The following is a 20,835-nucleotide window of genomic DNA, read 5'->3' as shown; positions in this document are numbered from 1 at the left end:
GCATCCGATGCTTTATTGAGCTTACACATAATAACTTAACTTCAAAAACCTTCGAAAACATAGTCTAATTTTTTAGCTATTAAGCGTCCTTTTTAAGAACTTCTCTTTCAATTACTTCTATTACTCCATTATCATCATTACTTCTAGCCATAAATCTTCCATACTTCTTTAACTCCTCAGGTGCATTTACCATAACGTAGCTATGGTAAGCATTTTGAAGCATTTGAATATCATTAAAGTAGTCTCCAAAAACCATAGTTTCCTCATGGGTTATGTTGAATTTCTGCTGAAGATAGTTAATAGCAACTCCCTTATCTATATCTTTTCTAAAGATGTCAACCCAGTCTTGTCCTGAAACAGTAACTTGAAGTTCTTCTTTCCACTTCTTATCAATCTTTTTGTATGAGTTCTCGCTTGAACCTTCTAGATCAAAAATTGCTACTTTTAAAAAATCATCTTCTATATCCTCAAAATTTTCTACTTGCTTCCTATTATAATAATATTTTTGCAATTCTTTTAAGAATCTAGGATTTGTATCTTTATAATATCCGTACTTCTTTCCACATACTACTGGAAAACAGTTAGGTATTTTGTTTACCGCTTCTAAAATTTCCATAATAGTTTCTTTAGGTAATATCTTAGAAAAAAGTTCTTTTCCGTTATGAACAACGAAAGAACCATTCTCTGCTACAAAAAGCATCTTATCCTTAGCTTTTCCAAAATTATCAGCTAAAGTATAATACTGCCTTCCACTTGCCGCTACAAATATTACACCTCTATCTATCAATTCATCTAAAGTATCAAAGAACCCTTCTGGAAGTTCCCCCTTGCTATTTAGTAATGTTCCATCCATATCTGTTGCGATTAATTTTATCATTAAACAACCTCCATCTCTAAACTCATATATATAGACGCAGCTTAAACACTGTGTTGAAACTAATTGATTAGGCATTTTAAAAATCATTTATTTATAATTGATCCCTCATATAGCATCTACTGCGTAAGCAATCAATTTCAACAATATCCTTAGCCATAAGAAAAATCTAAATCATAGTATTATAAATATGTATTTATAATACAATTTGAAACATCTAATAATAATTATTTATAAGTATATTTTATCATATGTTGAAGCATAAATCTACGGAGGTCCATAAATGATACTTCTTATCCCATTAAAATCTAGTATTTAGGAATTAATTCTATCCTACCATTGGAAAACTTTATTAATTTATTAAAGATATCTTCAAGTGCTTTAAGTATGTGAATTGCAGAATTTTTATCTAATAATTCATGAAAATGCTTGTTTATAAATTTCTGTATCCCTCTTAAAAGTATCTCAACAACTTCTTCTGGAAAATCCACTTCAAGGCTCCTCTTTTCAATTCCATCTTTTATTACACCTAAAATAATGGGATAACATCTATTAAAAAATTCTTCTTCAAGCGCATTATTTAATTTTAAGTTATTACTATCTGTCTGAGCATTCGTAAATACAAGGCTATTATTAGCACCTAAAAACATTGATTTTAAAATTGCTTCTAATTTAGAATTTGGATCTAAATTTGAATTATAAATACTTATTAGCGGTACTATATACTCATCTAACCGCCTTTTCAAAAGCTCACCTAGTATTTCTTCTTTTGAAGTAAAATAATGATAAAAAGTTCCTTTTGCTATAGATAAACTATTAACTATTTCATTAATTGAGGTATTGTCATACCCCTTCTCAATAAATAATTCTAGAGCTTTATCCATTATTTCAGTTTTTCTTTCTAAAGGGTCTTTTACAATTCTCTTCATTTTATTTCTAAGACCTTTCCTGCTACTCTATCTTTTCCACAAACTCTATTTACAGCACCAAACTTACATGCTTTACTACATTCACCACAAAGCATACAATCTGATGACTCCATATTATTATGCTGAACCTTTTCCATAACGTCTATACTCATAGGGCAACTCTTATTGCAAGACCCACATTTTTTACAGTTACTTGGTTCTGCCTTCAATTTTAATGAAGGCACATTAAGCTTACTTTTTATTTTACTTCCAGTTATATTCAAGATAGACATTGGGCATAAGTAATGGCAAGTAGCTCTTTTACCTAAAATAATAGGTAGAACTGCAAGTAAAGTCAATATAGTAAAATACCCAATAAGATTCGATATCTTATCTACACTAACATAACCTTCTGTAAGGTAAAATAACTTCAACTTGTACCCACTATTAAAAATTAAAGCAAATATTATTATAGAGATCCAAGTAACCCCAAGTAAATATTTTAAAATCTTTAACCCTTTGATTTTCTTAAGTGGTTTTTCAATGCACCTATCTATTATCATCTGCCAAGCACCATATGGACACACATAAGCACAAAAAGCTCTACCTATAAAAAGTGATGATAATGCCATGATTGTCCACACTACAAATGCTCCAGATATAAATTTATTAAATAACCCATCAATTATGATGTATGGAGAAAAAAAGTTAAGAGTAATCGGTAATGTAAAGAACATAATCAATAAAACTAGCCTTCTTTTATTTTTCATAATCAAATCTCCTTATATGGATTTATATTATTATAATTCATTATACTTCGTTGACCGACCGTCGGTCAATAGCGTTTGTAAGTTTTCAATACTCACTGAAAATTTTGAAAATTGTTAGAATTAAACTAGTTTATATTTACTTAACTATGATACAATATTGTTAATTAAAGGATACATCATATAAAAATAAAGAAAGGTTGATTCAATGAAAATCACACATTTAGCACTATGGACTAGAGACTTGGAGAGGACAAAAAACTTCTACACAAAGTATTTTAATGCTGTCCCTAATGAAAAGTATCATAATGAAAAAACAAAATTCAGCTCATACTTTCTATCTTTTGATGATGGTTCTAAGCTAGAAATTATGGAGAAACCGACTGTTCTTTCAATAAATGTTTCTAAAGATTATGAGTGCTTTGGTTATGCTCACGTAGCCTTTTCTGTTGGAAGTGTAGAGAAGGTAGACGAATTGACAAAATTACTAGTAGATGACGATTTTACTGTTGTCAGCGGACCAAGAACCACTGGAGATGGTTATTATGAAAGTTGTATACTAGATCATGAAGGCAATAGAATTGAAATAACAGTATAACTTAAAGTTTAAGTTATAATCCTATAAACAAATAAAATTTTACGGAAAATAAGGTTAAAATATAGAAAAACTCTATATTCTAACCTTTTATTTTATGATTGGTATTTTTAAAATTCAGAGGTCGCTACCTCCGATACTTTAATGATCTTCATAAAGAATTAATATGATTTTCTACAATTCCATAGCTAAAACTGTATAACTCACTACGTTCGGACAATACAGTTTTTAAACGCTATTCCATTTACAAAAATCATTTAATTCTAATTATTCGATCATATAGTATCTCCGTATCGCCCTCTGAATTTTAATATCAAAAGAAATCATATGCTATATTAGTCTTGAATTACTTTTGGTTACTAAGTTCAATAAATCTTTCTATATCCTCTTCTATTATCTTTAAGGAGCTTCTCCAGAAGTCTACTGAATGTATATCAACTCCAATGATTTTTGTAACGTCAGCTATCTTTCTATCACCTGTAGATGCTAGTAACTCGTCATAAACTTTAACGAATTCTTCTCCTCTTTTTAGGTACTCTGCATAAAGACCTTTTGCGAATAATAATCCAAAGGCATATGGAAAGTTGTAGAAGTTGTATTCTGCATCATAGTAGTGAGGTTTACACGCCCACATATATGGATGCAAATATTCAGGGTCTAACCCATCTCCATAGGAGTCTTTTTGAGCCTTGAGCATTATCTCATTCAAATCCTCTGCACTTAGAGCACTTTCTTCTCTTCTTCTAAACAATTCACTTTCAAATAAGAATCTAGAATATATGTCTACTATTACTTGAGTACAGTCACCTATCTCTGTTTCAAGTATTGAGAAAGCTTCCTCTTTTGTTGCAGTCTTGATTGCAGCTTTTTTAACTATAGTTTCACAGAAGGTTGAAGCTGTTTCTGCTATTGGCATTGGATAGTCAGAGTTTAATACGCTCTTATCCTTAACACAATCATCATGGTATCCATGACCAAGCTCGTGAGCTAAAGTCACTACATCACCAAAGTTGTTTCCGTAGTTTAAAAGCACTCTACTTTGTTTTATGAAATGAAGATTTGAGCAGAAAGCTCCTCCAACCTTTCCTTCCTTTGGCATAACATCTATCCAATCATTATCAAAGGCTGTTCTTGCAAAGTCAGCTAGATTGTCACTGAAAGTTCTGAAGTTATCCTCAACGAACTTTTGTCCCTTTTCATATGGGAAGTCCATATCAGCATCTCCCATAGGTGCAAAAAGGTCATAGAATGGCAATCCATTTTTATAACCTAAAAGCTCCGCTTTTCTTCTCAAATACTTTCTAAAAGTTGGCAGACTCTCTTTCATAGCAGTTAGCATAGCTTCTAGAGATTCTTCATCCATTCTCGAATTTATTAAAGTTTCTTCTAGAGGAGACTCATATCCTCTTAATTTTGCTAGAGTTATAACTTCTCCCTTTATTCCATTTAGTGCAGCTGCTATTCCTGCATCTACTTTTTTATAAGCCTTTAACTCCGCTTCATATGCATTTTTTCTTACTTTCAAATCTTTATCATATGCCATATTCCTAACAACAGTAAGAGGTAATGCCTTTACTTCACCATCTACTTCAATATCTACAAGTACAGTTGAAGTTAAGAGATCCCTAAGCTTTGACCAAGAGTTAGATCCAGTATTCCTAAGTTTTGCTATTACTGCTTCTTCCTTATCACTTAAAAGATACTTACTTCCTTGTACTATTTCATTTAAATAGAATTCATGTTCCTTTAAAAGGTTAGAAGAATTAATAAGCTTATCAATTGCAGAAATTTCGCCTATCCACTTTTCTATATTAGCTTTAGGTTCTGCAAATGCACTATTTTTTTCATGTAGTATATCCGAATATTTAAGTGCTGCTTTATTTTTTGTATCAACACTTAAAGTGAGGTTAACAAACGAGAATAGTCTACTAAATAAGCTTTCAACTTCAATAGACTTATTTATAAAATCTTCTAGTTTATTTTTTTCGTCTTCATGCGAAGCACATATTACATCAACAAGTTTTTTATAGGATTCAGATAATTCATCAACTCTTTTTAAATCTCCTATAAAATCTTCACCTTCAAAAGAACTGTAGATTTCTTTTAAACTCCAATTTAATCCCATTATAGTCCTCCAATCATATGCCATTAATAAAGTAACCTCATTGAGTATTACTAAATAGACAGAATTTTCTTATATAAATTATAGCACTTTTCCTATATTAATCCACAGGCTTATGGTTATTAATAAAATTATTTTTATGAAATAAAAATTTTATTATTACTTTTTATATTGACTAATAGCACTCACACTGTATATACTGTTTATATACAGTATAGATAATATATACACACTTTGCAAAGGAGCCTAATGAATGAGGATAATTATCTCAAATACATCTGGTGAACCAATATATGAGCAAATATCGAGCCAGATCAAGAACCATATATTTACCGGCGAATTATCAGAAGGAGATGCTCTTCCTTCTATACGAAGCCTGGCGCAGGAATTAAAGATAAGCGTTATAACCACAAAAAGAGCCTATGAAGAGCTTGAGGACGAAGGCTTCATTCAGACAATCCCAAGTAAGGGATCTTATGTAGCAAGCAAAAACAAAGAACTTATTAGAGAAAAGCAACTTAAGCTAATCGAAGATAAACTTCTGGAGGTAATAGAAGAAGGTAAGATATTAAATTTATCAGTTGATGACTTAAAAGATATGCTGCAGATTCTGCATGATAGTAATAAATAGATATAGTTTTAAGCTCTGTATCATCACATTATTCTCAATAGTGATATCAATGAAAATTTAAATGAAATGATATGTTAAAGTGCTGTGTTGAAATTAAATGCTTATCCATCCAAAGCTTTAATGAGCTTACGCATATAGCATCTTCTGTATAACCATTTAATTTCAATAATATTCTTAAACATAAACAAATAAAAAAGGAGTTATTTTATGGATAATATTTTAGAAGTAACTAATCTTTCGAAATCTTATAAGGATTTTGCTTTAGATAATATTAGTTTCAGTTTAAAAAGAGGTTATATAATGGGCTTTATAGGACCTAATGGTGCTGGAAAGAGCACAACTATAAAGCTAATTATGAATCTTATAAAGAAAGATTCAGGCAGTATTAAGATCTTTGGGAAAGACAATATCTCTTCTGAAAAAGAACTTAAGCAAAAGATTGGCTTTGTTTATGATGAAAATTATTTCTATGAAGATTTAACAACTACAGAAATGAAGGATATTGTATCTCCGTTTTACAAAGAATGGGATAATAAAGCTTTTAATAAATATATGGATGAATTTGCGCTTCCTAAGAAGAAAAAGATTAAAGACTTGTCTAAAGGCATGAAAATGAAGTATTCACTAGCAATAGCGCTTTCTCATAATGCAGAGTTCATAATAATGGATGAACCTACTTCTGGATTAGACCCTATATTTAGAAGTGAAATGCTAGATATACTATATTCTATAATCCAGGATGAAAATAAATCTATATTCTTTTCCACCCATATAACTACTGACTTAGAAAAGATAGCTGATTATATAACTTTCTTAAATAATGGAAAGATAGTATTTTCAAAAGAAAAGGATGAAGTGCTTGAAAACTATAGAATTGTGAAAGGTGATACAACGCTCTTAGATAGAGATACTAGAAAAAACTTTATAAGCATAAAAGAAAATTCTTTTGGCTTCGAAGCGTTAACCGATGATGCTAGCTCCATAAAAAGGATCTTTGGAGATAAGGTTCTTTTAGAAAAAGCTTCACTTGAAGATATAATGGTCTATTCAATAAGGGGGAACAGAAATGCTTAATTTAGTATTTAAAGATTTATTAATACAAAAAAAATCTTTCTTAATAGCAATTTTGTACGGTGCTGTGTTCACAGTGACCTTTTCTAACACAAGTAATCCTGAAAGTATATTTATTGCAGTTCCATCAGTTATAGGCTATCTTTTTGTGACATATGCATGTGCTTATGATGATAAGAATAAATCTGAAATAATGCTTAACAGCCTTCCTATAAGCAGAAAGGATATAGTATTATCTAAATATTTATCTATTGTTTTATATGCAATAATTGGAGTTTGTATTGCATTTATATTTACCACAGCCGTTAAATATTTGAAATTCGGCAATGCCAGTAGATTTATGAACCTAGAAGATGTACTAGGAGCCTTTATAAGTATTACATTTCTATGTTCAATTTATTATCCAGTATACTTTAAGTTTGGATATTTAAAATCAAAATATCTAAGTATGTTTATGTTACTCGGATCATTCTTTATACCTGCAGCTATCATTGAATTTGTAGGTAAAGGAAATACCGCTGATATTATAGACTATTTAAGTAAAGTTCCTGAAGGAATACTTAAAGCTTCTGTAATCTTAATATTAGCTGTTATTCTACTAGCTTCATCTTTATTATCTTTAAGAATTTATTTAAAAAGAGATTTATAATATAAATCACACCATATATAAAAAGAGAGTGCTACGTAAAGCACTCTCTTTCTATATAGTCTATTGATTAGCTTCTTCTATTTCTTCGAATAATTCTTTTAGATTAATTACTTCTATTAAATCAGCAACCTTAGCATACGCTCTTTTTACATGTTCCTCTGAAGGTTCTACCAAATCAGGTACAAGTATGCATCTCATTCCACCAGCTACCGCCGCTTCTAACCCTCTTTCTGAGTCTTCTAGTACTATGGCGTTTTCAGGCGCAACGTCTAGCTTTTTACAAACTGTTAGAAATATTTCTGGATCTGGTTTACCTTTTGTTACTTCATCCCCACAAATAACTCTATCAAATTTATCAAAAACACCTGCTATATTTAAAAGCTTAGAAGCTCTTTCTCTACTACTTGAAGTAGCCACTGCTCTTTTTATGTTATTTTCTTGCAGATACTCTAAAAGTTCTGTAAGACCTTTCTTTATTCCAAGTCCTTCTTCTTCAATTATTCTAGCTACGCATTTACCTTGCTCTGCATACATATTATCGAAAGGAAAATCTTGTCCAAATACTGTTTTAAATTGATTAGATATAGAAGCGCTATTCATTCCTAACAGTCCCAGAAGAAATTGCATCGGAATATCATAATTATGTAGTCTGCCTACTTCCTGCCATGCTCTCTTAGTAAGTGCCTCAGTATCAAACATTAATCCATCCATATCGAAGATAACTAGTTCTATTCTCGCCATAATTAAATCCTCCAACTAAATAGCATAGTTTTTCCTAAATTATATCATCATCTATTAAAATAAATTTTTCTTATTTTGAAAGTGCAAATACATGTACTAGGCATTTTAATGAAATTAATTTTATAAATATTCTTCAAGATAAACTTTTAAAAATAAAATTAACTAAATGAGGATACATAACTTCCTTTAGTTAATTTATCTTTAATAGACCTTAACTATCTTAAAGCCCTTTCTTTCTAATTCGTCTGTGATTAACTGAACATGTTCGTGACCATTGGTTTCAACTGTAACTTCCAGCTGAACTTTCATAAAGGCATCAAAGGTTTTAAACTTATTATGATCTAGCTTTATTATATTAGCATTTAAATCCCCCAATATTTGAGATACTTTTTGTAATTGTCCCGGCTTGTCTAAAAGCTCAACAGTAAAGCAGAACTTTCTTCCACGAGATACAAGTCCACGGTCTATCATTGATGCAATTGTTAAAACATCTATGTTTCCACCACTAATTACACATGCTATCTTCTTATCTCTTTCGTTTATCTTTCTTAAGGCTGCCAAAGGTAATACCCCTGAAGTTTCTCCTATAAGCTTATGCTTTTCAAGGAGTATAAGAAAAGCTTCCATAACCTCTAAATCAGAAACTGTTACTATCTCATCTACATATTTTTTAATTAATTTAAAATTCAAATCACCAGGGGTTTTTACTGCTACCCCATCGGCAATTGTCTTTAAATTCTCTAGAGAAATAACTTTATTATTCTCTATGGACAACTTTACTGCATTTGCACCTTCTGGTTCAACCCCTATTATTTTAATTTTAGGATTGATTAATTTAGCTGCAACAGCTATTCCACTAATAAGACCACCACCACCAACTGGCACCATTATGCAATCTACATCTTTTAGTTCATCCAAAATTTCAATTGCAATAGTTCCCTGACCTTCTATAACATCTATATCATTAAAAGGATGTACAAATGTATATCCATTCTTTTGTTCCAATCTCTTTGCTTCTTCATAAGCCTCATCATAACACTCTCCATGAAGCACAACATTTGCTCCAAAGTTTTTTGTAGCTTCAACCTTAATAAGTGGAGTAGCTTTTGGCATAACTATAGTTGCTTTTACCCCTAATTTTTGAGCTGCTAGAGCCACGCCTTGAGCATGATTTCCTGCCGAAGAAGTTATTAGCCCCTTTTTCTTTTCTTCTTCAGTAAGCTTGCTTATCTTGTTGTAAGCTCCTCTTATCTTAAATGCTCCTGTTACTTGAAGATTTTCTGGTTTTATATATATATCATTACCTGATTCTTTGCTAAAAATATTACTATAAACAAGTTTTGTCTCTTTTAATACATCCTTTATCCTATTAGTTGCCTCCAAAAATTGCTCTTTGGTAAATTCATTACACTCAACCATCATTATTTGCCCCCTATTTTGTCTTGTTAAAAACCTTAAATTATTATGGATGTACCACTTCGTAATGAAATTTATTATTTTTAAATTCTCTCACCAGAAGCCGTGAGAGTTTTAAAAATAGATTGCGGTTCGAAGTGGTACATCTGTAACAGTAAACTTTATACTTATTAGCCCAATTATATGTATAGAAAACTGTCTAAAAAATCGCTGAAGCGACCTTCTTAAATATTGAAAAATAAGCTCGCTTCAGTACTTACTGAAGACGAGCTTTGTCTAACTAATTTAAAGTTATTATATAAATATTCTATCAAATTTAGAATATTTTGTGAAGTATCGGGTAAAATAATCACCTATCATATTTTGACTTAATTCATATCCTAAAAAAGCTAACTGAAGCGAATTTTTTCAGTTAGCTTTTTTAAAGCATCTGCCTTTCCCACTGTATATGAGGAAAACCCTATAACTTGCTATACAGTTAAAAGGTTGTTGAAATTTATAATTCTTCAACAACCTTTTATAGATACTGATATTTAATTAATTTTTCTTAGGTCTTAAGGTTAACCCCATCCCTGAAAGCATTAATATAGTTCCAAGCATTACCAAGCCATTCATATCAACTACTGATCCTGTCTTAGGTAATTCTGCAATAATAGCTGGTTGTTTAGCATTTGAATTCATAGAGAAATCATGTCTAACAATTTCTTTACCTACTGAAATAATAGGGCTTGTATAAGTCTCATACCCATCTTTAGCTGCTACAACAATGTAATCTGCATCTGGGAATACCATATATGCATATTTTCCAAAATCATCAGAGAACTGAGGGTTAGCATTATCTGCTGGTGGGAACTCAGCAACTGAAGGTAGCTCAACAAGTGTTCCTGGCTTTCTTCCAGCCAATATATTTCTTGCAGTATTTGCATAATATAATTTCACATCAACATTAGTTATTATTTTGTGAGTTATACTGTCAGTTATAGTTCCATATGGGTCAATCAATGCAGAACTTAAATTAATCTCACCATCTTGGCTCATAGATACATTCATAGTTCCTATTATAATCTTTTGGCCATTTGGTAAAGTATACTTTACTGCAAACTTGTATTCTTCTCCTTTTTCTAAACCATCAGCACTAAATACCCCTTTATCATTTGCTGAATTATATATATGAGTATTTATACCTACTGTAACTAGGTTATTATCCTTGTCATAAACATCAAAACTTAGGTTTGAGTAGTCTTTAAGTAGTGTATCTTGCCCGTTCGGCTTCTTAAATAAAACCATTCCAGCTGCGGTTTTGTCAGAAGTAAATACTTCTCCTCCATCACCTTTTATGTCATCTACTGTACTCTTTTGATTAAAAGTCACAAGCTTAGTTTCACCGCCAATTACCACAGGTTTAGTTATCTTTATATCATAAGTTATTCCACCCTTTGGTATAGCAATTTTATATGTTCCATCTATTCCAGTTATCATTTTTGAATAAAAGTCGAGAATTCCATCATTATTAAAATCTTTTGATATTTCTATAACTGCACCTTTTACAGGTAAATGAGTAGTATTATCCACAACAACTCCTGTAAGTATTCCTGGTTCAAAGGTTATAGTGATTTTATCAGAAGTATATAAACCTCTTGATTTATCTTCAACTGTAGCTATTACTGGTATACTAACATTTTCAGTACCTTCAATTTTTGCTGATTTATATACTATTGTAGCAATTCCATTCTCATCAGTTTTTACTATACTTCCATTAGGAAAACTTCCCATTGAAGCACTAAAAGTTACTGTTGTATTAGCCAAAGGTTTGTTATTCTTATCGGTAATTTTTGCAGTTAAGATAGTAGTTTGAACTCCATCACCTTTTATCACTTTTGGGTTAGCTGCTAAATTTATTACAAAATTAACCAAATTAGCATCTTTTCTAATTTCATCTGTATTAGTATTACCCGTTGCTACTGTCAACGCAAGAGTTTGAGTACTATATTTAGCGTTTTTAACTACCAAAACATAATTACCCAGTTTTACATTCTTAAAGTAATAGTTACCATTACTATTGGTATTAACTGTAGCTATTAATGTGTTTGATGAATCTCTAAGTTCAACAGTAGAGTCTACTAATATATTACCTGTAACCTGATCAGTAATATTGCCAATTAAGTTCAAGGTTGCAGAAACATTTACGCTTATATTAGACACAGCAACTCCGCCATTACCATCATTTACTTCTACCTTAAAACTATCCAAACCGCTAAAGCCAGTCTTTGGTGTATAGATCCATCTTCCACTACTATTATCTAAGCTTACAGTTCCGTTGCTTGGTGAACTAACTATAGAGTAAGTTAAGTTATCTTCATTCTCGTCTATTGCAACTACACTATCTGATACAGCTTTATTTATGGTCGTACTTCTTGAGTAGTTTTCTACTATTGGATCAGCATTAAGTACCTTTATATAAACAGTAGATACTGCTGTTCCTCCATTTCCATCGCTTACAATTACCTTGAAACTATCATTACCACTGAAACCTTTATTCGGAGTATATGTCCACTGACCTGTAATAGGATTAATGCTAACTATTCCATGAACTGGTTTATTGATTTCTGCTACAGAGTAGTTAAGTTCATCATTATCTATATCACTTCCTACCACTGTTCCAGAAACAGCTTTATTATAAGGCGTTGTTTTTGTATAACTTTCAGCTGATGTAGGTGCATCATTTACTGGTTTTACTGTTAAGTTTACTGTGGCTGGTGCTGAATATACATATCCGTCATTTACCTTAAAAGTAAAACTGTCTTTTCCGTTGTAATCTTTATCTGGAGTATAAGTAAAAGTTCCATCTTCATTAAATATCAAGGTTCCATGAGTTGGACCTGTTACTAAGTAGTATGTTAAGTTATCTTCATCGATATCTGAACCTTTAACAACTCCCACTAAACTCTTGTCTTCATCAATACTAAAAGTATCTTTATTTGCTGTTGGTGCAGTATTTACAAATATTTTTGGTGCTACATTTATATACACTATAGTTTCTGTAGTCCCACCTTTTCCATCATCTACAGTTACCTTGAAGGTGTCCTCTCCACTAAAACCTTCATTTGGAGTATACGTCCACTCCCCTGTAACTTCATTTACTGACACCTTACCATTTGAAGGTTTATTATTTTCATTTACGTAATATGAAAGTATATCTTCATCTATATCATTGCCAGTTATTGTTCCACCTACGGGTTGGTTATAGAGTGTGCTCTTTTTATAACTTTCTAAAACTGTTGGCTTATCATTTACTGGATTTACAGTTAAGTTCACTGTAGCTATGTCAGAATACACATTTCCATCATTCACCTTAAAAGTAAAACTATCTTCTCCGTTATAATCCTTGTACGGTGTATAAGTAAAAGTTCCATCTTGATTTATTACTAATGTTCCATGCTTTGGAGCTGTTGCTACATAGTATTTCAAGCTATCTCCATCAATGTCTGATCCAGTTAATGTTCCTGCTAAAACCGTATCTTCATCAGTATTTAAAGTTTGCCCATCAGCTACTGGCTGATCATTTACTGGATCTACAGTTAAGTTTACGGTAGCTGGTAACGAGTCTATACTTCCATCATTCACTTTAAAAGTAAAACTGTCTTCTCCGTTATAATCTTTGTTTGGAGTGTAAGTAAAAGTTCCATCTTGATTTAATATTAATATTCCGTGCTTTGGTTGTGTTACTACATAATACTTTAAGCCATCTCCATCAACATCTGTACCTGTTAATATATCTAATAAGATCTTGTCTTCATCAGTACTTAAAGTCTTTCCGTTAGCTATAGGCTGATCATTTACTGGCTTTACTGTTAAGCTTACTAAAGCAGGAGTGGAATATTCACTTCCATCATAAGTCTTAAAGGTAAAGCTATCCTGACCGTTATAATCCTTATTTGGTGTGTACGTAAAAGTACCATCTTCATTTATAGTTAATATTCCATGGGTTGGGCCTGTAACTACATAGTAGCTTAGCATATCTCCATCTATATCGAAACCAGTCAATGTATCATTTAACACATTATCCTCGTCTACGTTTAAGCTTTGTCCATATGCTATAGGAGCATCATTAACAGGACTAATATTTATTATTACTGTAGCTAGAGCAGAATCTACAGTTCCATCATTTACTTTGTAAGTGAAGCTATCTTGCCCATTAAAATCCTTGTTTGGAGTATACGTAAATGTCCCATCCAGATTTATATTCAATGTACCATGAGAGGTTCCGCTTACCACATAGTATTTAAGAATATCGCCATCTATATCTGTTCCTGTTAGTGTTCCAGTTAATACCTTATCCTCATTAGTGTTTAAAGTCTGCCCATTAGAAGTAGGTGCATCGTTTATTGGTTTTACAGTTAAATTAACCGTTGCAGGTAATGAATCTAATTGTCCATCATTAGACTTAAAAGTAAAGCTATCAGTACCATTGTAATCTTTATTTGGTTTATAGGTGAAAGTGCCATCTTCATTTATAGTTAAAGTTCCATGCGCTGGACCTGTAACCACATAATAGCTTAGGCTATCTCCATCAACATCTGAACCAGTTACTGTTCCATTTAAAGTAGTATCTTCATTAATATTTAAGCTTTGCCCATTAGCTAAAGGCTTATCATTTACCGGAGTAGTATTTATGTTTATAGTCGCAACATTAGAGTCTAAGGCTCCATCATTAACCTTAAAAGTAAAGCTATCTGTACCATTATAATTTGAAGCAGGAGTATATGTATAAGAACCATTACTTCCTAAAGAAACTGTTCCATGGCTTGGACCACTTACTATGATATAGCTTAAAGTAGTACCAGCATCTACATCATTTCCTAACATTGCTCCAATCTTAGGAGTGTCTTCTATTACTGTTAAGCTTCCATTACTTGCTGTTGGTGCAGTATTTAGTTTTGCAATTGTCAGCGTTTGATTTGCTGTAGCGCTATTTCCTAAAGAAGTAGTAACCTTTGCTGTAACTGGATAGCTTCCATTTGGAAGTGGATCAGTTACATCTACGCTCCATCTTTTATTACTAACTGTAGTATTATATGTATGTCCATTTATTGTCACTGCAATCTGACTTCCATCTGCAGTTTCTGTATCACCTGAAATTGTTGGTGTTGAAGTAGTAGCAGTGACAGAGCTTCCACCATCTATATTAATAGTTGGTAGTGTTTGAGATATACTTGATAAAGTTACAGTAGATAAATCATCAAAATTCATGGATGTTCCATTCATCCAGTCTTTATTTATCGTAGATATGGATCCCGCTCTAGTTGTACCAAAATATAATTTTACCGGAGTGTTTCCAGTTATAGGACTTGCTAATCCTAATGCGTTCTTTTCAAAATCAGTTATCAAACTTATTGGAATTTGGAAGTCTAGGAAATATGGATCAGTACCTTCTGCCTTAACTACTCTTGTTCCAGGAACCACCTGTTGTCCTGCTGTTCCGTTAGATATTGCTTTAAATATCTTATATACATTTGTTTCCGCACCATCTGTTATATAAACATAATCGTCTGAAGGGTTCTTTCCATCTATACCTATGGTCACTCTTTGTACATACTTTCCATAACTTGAGCTGCCATTGTTAATATCTTCTGCAGCAATAACTAATTGCCATACAGACGTATCAAAGCCACCTGCTGTAGGGGCCAAAGGACTCGCATCTATTCTAAACCTAAAGAATATATTTGTTCCATCTGAAGCCACATATACTGAAGGCAAGCTTCCAGCCTGTCCTTTTGTTAACACATCACTACTAACTAAATCTGTTCCAGGATTATATGCTTCATATATATCACTAATAAAAGTACCATCCTTCTTACTATATGGATAAAATTTAGTTGGCCAAGGTGCTGATTGATTGTTTGTTATTGTAGTTTTATCAGTTATTACTGTTGTAGCTTTTGCTACTTTTGATACTGGCGAATAAAGTACAAGGCAAAGTGCAATAATGCCAATAATTTTAGCTTTTTTTCGTATCAAATTAACACCCCTATATCTCTATTTTTCTTTTGTATTTAAATTTATATATCTACTCTTTTGTTAAAGCACATATTGTTCATTTATTTATTGATGTTTATATATAGAAAACCTTTAGAATCAAAATAATGTTATCAATTTCATTTTTATGTTTAATTAATTATACTTGGTCAGGGTATCACATTACTATGGTTTTTATTTGGTAATAATAATTATCAACAAACAATTTTACTTACTTTATCCATATAACTAATAATACTTATAAAAATGATCTTTATGGATATTTAACAAATTGTTAACTGATTACAATCATTGATTTGTACATACATTTTATATTATTTTTATGCACAAAAAATCACCAGCATTTTAGAACTGGTGAAATATTAAGTATTAAGTTCAGACAACTTTACATATAAAATATTGCCATCGACAGTATATGGCTCTATTTAAAAGTTATTTTTTATCAACTTGCTAATTATTTATTTTTCAATATTTTCAATTATATCTTCTACGTCAGATAATACCTCTTCTAACTCTCTGTTAGAATCAACAACATAATCGCATCTTACCACTTTGAATGCATTTTTATCATGTTTTATTCTCATATATATCTCTTCATCATAGAGATTATCTTCATTATACTTTCTTCTACACATCCTGTTATAACGAACCTTTTCATCTGCATTCAAATATATAACTATTATTTCAGCATCACTAACTTCTTCCTTCAGTTCACGAACGCCAACTGGATCTACTATATAAATTGATGCGCCTTTATCTCTATATTGCTGCCTGTCTGCCCAGTAATGATTCCCATCAAAATATGTATAAGCTATTATATTAGATTTCTTCTCAATAGTTATAGTACTTTCTATATAAGCCTCATAGTCAACAAATATATGTCCTTTTTCGCCTTCATATCTCTGTTTTCTTGTAGTATAACTTTGTATATAATTATAGTTCTTTTTTGAAAGTTCTTCTGCTATAGTTGATTTTCCACTTCCACTTTCACCAACTATACAAATTATCCTATCCACGACTTAACACCCCATTTTTCTTCTTAACAAGTATTTTATATTCAAACTTGTTATAAACTGATTATAATTCATTGACTTTTACCCATTCTTCGTCGCTAATGTATTCATAAAAGCTTAGCCTCTAGAATTATATTATCACGAAAAAACCAATCAAGCGATTTTCTTCAGTATTTTTTCTAAAGAATAAAAAAATCTCATACTATTCTTACCCTTATCCCTACCTTATCTTTTTCTATTACTATATTATTAATAAAGTCATCTATTTTATTAGTAAAGTCATTTTCTAAAATATAGTCAGCCTTATCTATTACTTCACCTGCTGATTTCTTAATTGAATCATTACATATATTTTTAATCATAACAAAACTTCCTGGCAGAACCACATTTCTTAGCCTGTTAGATTCACATATAATTAGTGCATCTTTAGATACTTTTGACATGAAATATTCTATACCTTCTTCTAAATGGTCATTTAGACATTTTAACCAATAAACTTTATCAGCTCCTGCAGAAAGTAATAAAGAAGTATCTTTATTTTTGTCGGGATTTATTTCTTCTATAAGTTCAAAGTTATCCTCTACATTAGTACATATCCCACAACCTTCTCCACCTCTTGGACACTTACCGTTTTTGTGTTCTATAGTAGTTATTTTTAATGCTATTATAGATATCTCATCTTTCCACTTTCTGATTAGCGAAGCTGCAAGAGTTGTTTTTCCGCTATTTCTACCTGTTGAACCAATTAGAAGCATTTGCTCAATATTCCTTAGTTCTTTTTTCACTTGTTACACTTCCTTTAAGCTGACATTTTATTTTACTAGTAAATTTTATCTTCTATATATGTAAAAATCAACTTAAACACACCATATACCTACTTAACTGGATAAAAAATAATCCTGTTTGAGCATTAATATAACTTTCTAAAGAATAAAAAAATTTATTAAGGTAATCAATAAGTGTGTATACTAAAATTAATTAAAATAAATTCCTAGTAGCATTATTAATCAACGAAAGGGAGATATTTTTATGAAAGAAAAATTAAATGAATTAGATACAAAATCAGAACAAGCTAAAGAATTAGGAATTGAGTTACCTAAGGATGGATATTGGGGCAATACTAGTTCTAAAGTATGTGGTATGGTCGGTGGTGCTGAAGGCGGCAATTTTACTAAAAATGCCGTTCAATCCTTTGAAGAAATGTTATCTAAAAGAAATAAATAATACCTCAGTTTTTATAGACATATAAAGACATTAGGCGTTGTTAAAGTACTCTATTGAAATTAAAAGCACTAATCTACAAAGATTAGTGCTATTAACATATGATTTCTATATGAAGTAAAAATCTAATTACTATATTATATCTTCTAGAGCTTCATCTATATAAGGCATTACAATGGTAAATGTTGTTCCTTCTCCTATATCACTTTGAATCTCTATTCTTCCACTATGCTCTTTTATTATGTTAAAACATGCATTTAGCCCTAGGCCAGTACCATTTTTCTTTGTAGAATAAAAAGGTGTTCCTATCTTTCTTATCATGTCTTTTGGTATTCCACTACCGTTATCAGATATTTTTATAAATATCTCATTAGAAGCTGGCTTAAGCCCACTGCTTATACGTAAAACTGGAGAACTGACTTCCCCCATAGCTTCTACTGCATTTTTACATATATTAAGTATTACTTGCCTAATCTGCGTTTCATCGCAAAGTATATACCGTTCATCATAAGCAAGATCAAGGACTAATTCTATACCTTTTAGTAAAGATGACGTTTCGATTATACCTTTCATTGATAGTATCAAATCATTAAAAGAAACTTCTGAGAGTTCTGTTTCTCTTGGCTTAGATAAACTTAGAAAATCAGTTATTATCCTGTTTACTTCATCAGTACTGCTATTTATTCTTGCCGCATATTCCTTTATTCTCAAATCTCCTGAATAAAGGTCAATCAACTGACTATTACCCTTTATAGTTGCTAAAAAATTTCTAGTTTCATGAACTATAGTTGCTCCCAGTTGTCCTAAAAGTGCTAATTTCTCTTGATTAATTAATTTTTGCTGTTTTTCTTTCTTCTCTGTCAAGTCTTGTATGATTGAAATTGCACCAATTGTCTCGTTATCAATATTAAGTATAGGCGTATATGTTCCACATACTTGCTTACCTAAACCATCTCCAGTTGTTAAATACCCTTCATAATATTTGTTACCCTCCTTTCCTTGATTTAATCTTAAAGAACCCTTAGTTTCTATAAAACCTATATTTAGCATCAATTCATCATGCCTCATTCCAATTAAATCCAAATCACATCTTTCTATAATTTCTAAGTAAGAATTGTTACAAGCGGTTATTTTATTATTCCCATCTAAAATCATTATTGGAACAGCTATGGAATTTAATATCGCCTTAGTTTGTAGATGTAAATTATCTATTTCTTGTTCCTTCTTTATGTCATTAATTAAAACAAGTGCACCATTTCTTATTTTATTGGCATTTACAAGCACTTTTACAGCATTTCCATCTCTATCTACATAAGATCTTACTATGTTTTTGATTCCCTGTTCATTTTTGTATACTTTTTCAAGCAACCCCTCTTCTTCATCGTTACCAAGCCTAGGTATAACCTTTGATAATGCTTTATTATCTAGCCCTATTATTGAACTTTTTGAATGTCTTGATAATTCTTCAAACCTATCATTTACAAAATCCACTTTATCGCTACTATTATATGTATATATAGCAATTGGAATATTATTAAGAATATCTTCTAATCGTTGCTTACTCTCTATAAGTTCAGTATATGGATATCTTATCATACTGGAAAAAACTGCTCTATAGAGAAAGTAATAGCTTCCTATCTTGAATAGATATGCCATAACTACATAAAATGAATTATTATTATTGAATAATATATAACAAAGTTCTGAAGGAATTATCATAATAACAGAAAGAAAGATATACGTAAATCTTACAAGATAAGTTTCTTCAACTCGAGACCTTAACCTATATAGAGTTACAATTACCAATATTATTATTAAGAATTCCAACATGATTCTAAAATCAGTATTTCCTTTTTCATTATACAGCTGTGGAATCCATTTATATGTTAATTTTGATAAATAGGATATAAGTACTATTACAATAGCAGTTAAACTAAGCATCTTATACTTGCTATTTTTCGAAGAAAATGGCTTAACTGAAAATATCATTAATGTTATAACTTGAATTAATCGCGCCAATATCCAAAACAAAATGGGTAACTGCCCATTAGTTATATCATTTAAAACTATATATTTATAGTAATGTACATGTAATAAATCCAATATAGATACAGTCAAAAAACCAAAACCTAAGATTTTATTTACTTCATTATCTACTTCGCTTTGATACCAAACAATCAAAAATGTGGCAACACCTATAATAATACTTACTAACTCTAACACTGCGTGTATTGATTCTTCATAAGTATCCCAATACCACCTACATATTATAAATGATACAATTAATGCAGCTAATATCGAATATATACAGGTAAAAAATATCTTCTTATATGGTAAATGATTTTTAGTGACATATAATTTACTCATGTTAGCTTCCATAATCAATACCCCTTTAAAACTCACGAATTAATATCAATTTATATGAATCTATTGAAAATTATACCATATTTTTCATCATAATATATGTGATTTTTATAAAAATGTTAATTTTGTAACATAATATTTTAGTGCTTTTTCTTCATTATTCGCTATCGTTTCCGCAAATTTTTTAATAACTAACTAGATACAGTATTATTGTTAGTTACAATCTCCATCCTTCAAAATTATATCTTTGTTACATAAAGAACTTTTAAAACCTTTAACCCCTCAAGATTTAAATGACATAAAAACTTTATATTTTTTTCACAGCAAAAACCTCGCTGAAGCATCCTTCTTCCGCGAGGTTTTTTGAGCATATGCCTTTCCGAATTTATATGTAAAATCTTATGACCAAAAATGATCACTTAAATTT

The 20,835-nt window shown here is 30.9% G+C and carries 15 protein-coding genes; 5 read left to right on the top strand and 10 right to left on the bottom strand.

Annotated elements, in window-relative coordinates; all coding sequences use genetic code 11:
• Nucleotides 1-79: 79 nt before the first annotated feature.
• From JHL18_RS07270 to JHL18_RS07260, 3 genes are all read right to left on the bottom strand, one after another.
• Nucleotides 80-877, bottom strand: coding sequence for a Cof-type HAD-IIB family hydrolase (locus JHL18_RS07270; RefSeq protein ID WP_200267599.1), 798 nt, complete (start codon nt 875-877; stop codon nt 80-82).
• A gap of 305 nt (nt 878-1,182) precedes the next feature.
• The gene (locus JHL18_RS07265; protein WP_200267597.1) at nt 1,183-1,803 is read right to left on the bottom strand and encodes a TetR/AcrR family transcriptional regulator; all 621 of its coding nucleotides are present in this window, start codon (nt 1,801-1,803) and stop codon (nt 1,183-1,185) included.
• Nucleotides 1,800-2,552, bottom strand: coding sequence for a 4Fe-4S binding protein (locus JHL18_RS07260; protein ID WP_200267595.1), 753 nt, complete (start codon nt 2,550-2,552; stop codon nt 1,800-1,802). Before JHL18_RS07260 ends, JHL18_RS07265 begins: the two co-directional genes overlap by 4 nt.
• Before the next feature lie 205 nt (nt 2,553-2,757).
• Here JHL18_RS07260 and JHL18_RS07255 point away from each other — a divergent pair, with 205 nt between their 5' ends.
• Nucleotides 2,758-3,147 carry a VOC family protein gene (locus JHL18_RS07255; protein WP_200267593.1) on the top strand — a complete coding sequence of 130 codons (390 nt, stop codon included), beginning with the start codon at nt 2,758-2,760 and terminating at the stop codon, nt 3,145-3,147.
• A 343-nt stretch (nt 3,148-3,490) separates the two neighbouring features.
• Here JHL18_RS07255 and JHL18_RS07250 read toward each other — a convergent pair whose 3' ends face one another.
• Entirely contained in the window at nt 3,491-5,269 is a 1,779-nt protein-coding gene (locus tag JHL18_RS07250) for a M3 family oligoendopeptidase (RefSeq protein ID WP_200267590.1), read from the bottom strand.
• A gap of 250 nt (nt 5,270-5,519) precedes the next feature.
• Between JHL18_RS07250 and JHL18_RS07245 the strand changes: the two genes are divergently transcribed.
• The 3 genes from JHL18_RS07245 to JHL18_RS07235 all read left to right on the top strand — a co-directional run bounded on the left by JHL18_RS07245 (nt 5,520) and on the right by JHL18_RS07235 (nt 7,617).
• Nucleotides 5,520-5,897, top strand: coding sequence for a GntR family transcriptional regulator (locus tag JHL18_RS07245; protein WP_200267588.1), 378 nt, complete (start codon nt 5,520-5,522; stop codon nt 5,895-5,897).
• A 207-nt stretch (nt 5,898-6,104) separates the two neighbouring features.
• Nucleotides 6,105-6,971, top strand: a complete 867-nt coding sequence (locus tag JHL18_RS07240; protein ID WP_200267586.1) for an ABC transporter ATP-binding protein — start codon at nt 6,105-6,107, stop codon at nt 6,969-6,971.
• Entirely contained in the window at nt 6,964-7,617 is a 654-nt protein-coding gene (locus JHL18_RS07235; RefSeq protein ID WP_200267584.1) for an ABC-2 transporter permease, read from the top strand. Before JHL18_RS07240 ends, JHL18_RS07235 begins: the two co-directional genes overlap by 8 nt.
• Nucleotides 7,618-7,677: 60 nt before the next feature.
• Here JHL18_RS07235 and JHL18_RS07230 read toward each other — a convergent pair whose 3' ends face one another.
• The 5 genes from JHL18_RS07230 to JHL18_RS07210 all read right to left on the bottom strand — a co-directional run bounded on the left by JHL18_RS07230 (nt 7,678) and on the right by JHL18_RS07210 (nt 17,608).
• Nucleotides 7,678-8,358, bottom strand: a complete 681-nt coding sequence (locus JHL18_RS07230; RefSeq protein ID WP_200267582.1) for an HAD family hydrolase — start codon at nt 8,356-8,358, stop codon at nt 7,678-7,680.
• Nucleotides 8,359-8,559: 201 nt separating this feature from the next.
• Nucleotides 8,560-9,780 carry a threonine ammonia-lyase gene (gene ilvA / locus JHL18_RS07225; RefSeq protein WP_200267579.1) on the bottom strand — a complete coding sequence of 407 codons (1,221 nt, stop codon included), beginning with the start codon at nt 9,778-9,780 and terminating at the stop codon, nt 8,560-8,562.
• Nucleotides 9,781-10,311: 531 nt separating this feature from the next.
• Nucleotides 10,312-15,792 carry a tandem-95 repeat protein gene (locus tag JHL18_RS07220; protein WP_200267577.1) on the bottom strand — a complete coding sequence of 1,827 codons (5,481 nt, stop codon included), beginning with the start codon at nt 15,790-15,792 and terminating at the stop codon, nt 10,312-10,314.
• 476 nt (nt 15,793-16,268) lie between these two features.
• Nucleotides 16,269-16,826: an AAA family ATPase gene (locus tag JHL18_RS07215; RefSeq protein WP_200267575.1), complete on the bottom strand. Its 558-nt coding sequence runs from the start codon at nt 16,824-16,826 to the stop codon at nt 16,269-16,271.
• Nucleotides 16,827-17,020: 194 nt separating this feature from the next.
• Nucleotides 17,021-17,608 (bottom strand): hypothetical protein, encoded by a 588-nt coding sequence (locus JHL18_RS07210; protein ID WP_338025454.1) that lies wholly within the window; start codon nt 17,606-17,608, stop codon nt 17,021-17,023.
• 244 nt (nt 17,609-17,852) lie between these two features.
• Here JHL18_RS07210 and JHL18_RS07205 point away from each other — a divergent pair, with 244 nt between their 5' ends.
• Nucleotides 17,853-18,047, top strand: coding sequence for an alpha/beta-type small acid-soluble spore protein (locus JHL18_RS07205; RefSeq protein ID WP_200267573.1), 195 nt, complete (start codon nt 17,853-17,855; stop codon nt 18,045-18,047).
• Between the two features lie 129 nt (nt 18,048-18,176).
• On the opposite strand, the gene JHL18_RS07200 is transcribed toward JHL18_RS07205, so the two are convergent.
• Nucleotides 18,177-20,423: an MASE3 domain-containing protein gene (locus tag JHL18_RS07200; RefSeq protein ID WP_200267571.1), complete on the bottom strand. Its 2,247-nt coding sequence runs from the start codon at nt 20,421-20,423 to the stop codon at nt 18,177-18,179.
• Nucleotides 20,424-20,835 lie beyond the last annotated feature (412 nt).

The sequence above is a fragment of the Clostridium yunnanense genome (assembly GCF_016595795.1).
In the GTDB taxonomy this organism is placed as follows: domain Bacteria; phylum Bacillota; class Clostridia; order Clostridiales; family Clostridiaceae; genus Clostridium_AR; species Clostridium_AR yunnanense.
Note: the sequence above shows the minus strand (reverse complement) of the source record. Positions and strands in the feature narration are given on the sequence as shown.